The sequence below is a fragment of the Psychrobacter sp. FME13 genome, assembly GCF_014861395.1.
Taxonomy (GTDB): domain Bacteria; phylum Pseudomonadota; class Gammaproteobacteria; order Pseudomonadales; family Moraxellaceae; genus Psychrobacter.
Genome location: NZ_RRYV01000327.1, coordinates 1 through 975 on the forward strand (window position 1 = coordinate 1; position 975 = coordinate 975).

Annotated in this window: 2 protein-coding genes and 1 pseudogene; 2 read left to right on the top strand and 1 reads right to left on the bottom strand. The window is 47.2% G+C overall.

The window, feature by feature from the left end:
* Both EI164_RS16380 and EI164_RS16385 read left to right on the top strand, forming a co-directional pair.
* Window positions 1–101 (top strand): annotated as a pseudogene (locus EI164_RS16380) (IS1 family transposase); the annotation flags it as partial.
* 80 nt (window positions 102–181) lie between these two features.
* Complete coding sequence (locus tag EI164_RS16385; RefSeq protein ID WP_192521028.1) at window positions 182–577, top strand: transposase; 396 nt, start codon at window positions 182–184, stop codon at window positions 575–577.
* A gap of 40 nt (window positions 578–617) precedes the next feature.
* Here EI164_RS16385 and EI164_RS16390 read toward each other — a convergent pair whose 3' ends face one another.
* A complete protein-coding gene (locus tag EI164_RS16390; RefSeq protein WP_192521029.1) occupies window positions 618–866 on the bottom strand; it encodes a hypothetical protein in 249 nt (82 codons plus the stop codon).
* Window positions 867–975 lie beyond the last annotated feature (109 nt).

Here is a 975-nt window from a genome sequence, read left to right on the forward strand (position 1 = left end):
AACAAATCGGCAAGCAGCATACGGTAGGCATAGAAGGTAATAACTGTCGCCTTAGACACCGATTGCGACGAGCCGTTCGAAAGACCTGTTGCTTCTCAAAGGTAAGCATCCGACCATCCCATCTTTTCCTCACTTAAAAAATGCGAGATAGTGTCCACGATTAATAATCGTGGACACTAACATGACAACACAACCACCTAACAAACCCAAACGTAGAACTTACAGTGCTGAGTTTAAAGAACTTTTAGTACAAGAAGCTGAAAGTTCAGGGCGATCAATTGCCAGTATCGCTCGAGACCATAGCATCAACCAGAACCTTCTCCATAACTGGAAACGTCAGCATCACCGCAAAAAGACTGAAACTGGCATATTACCTGCTGCCATAAACAGTCCTGCTGATCCAAACCCCTGCTTTATCCCAATCCGCCTTGAACCTCAAGCAACTCATCTGTCCTCACCCTCCGTAATACAAAACATCAAGCAGCAAATCAGAGCCCCAGGACCTGGGTCCATAAGCCTCACTATTGCCCAAATTGATCCCCAAAGTTTGATTGACCTACTACGAGGACTACAATGATACCGGAGTTTTTCAAGGTAGTTGTCACCATCAAGCTAAATTAAGCGGCTTGTAATCTTTGCTGTTGTTGCTCTTTTACAGGATTTAGCGTTGTTGGCCCTACAGGCTCGCAGTTCCTCACCTCCTGAGTTCCCCAGCGTATCGGGTTTTCATCTTTAGCGCGCTGCATCGTGAGCAGACGCTTCGCCAGTACTTCCTTATCCTCACCCGTATGGCGCTGATTGGGCGTCACAAAGTTCAGCTGACTGTGCTTATGCTCATTGTTGTACCAGCGCGTGAAGCTCAGCATCCATCGTCTTGCCGCATCTAAGCTCTTAAAGCCATCGATAGGCCAATTAGGGCGATACTGAACCGCCCCGAGATTGTCGGAGACTCAACTTTCTGAGAGAATACGACAA

What these genes read in the sequence shown, in the direction of transcription:
- EI164_RS16385 (WP_192521028.1), top strand. Translation starts at nt 182, where the DNA reads ATGACAACACAACCACCTAACAAACCCAAACGTAGAACTTACAGTGCT.
- EI164_RS16390 (WP_192521029.1), bottom strand. Translation starts at nt 866, where the DNA reads ATGCTGAGCTTCACGCGCTGGTACAACAATGAGCATAAGCACAGTCAG.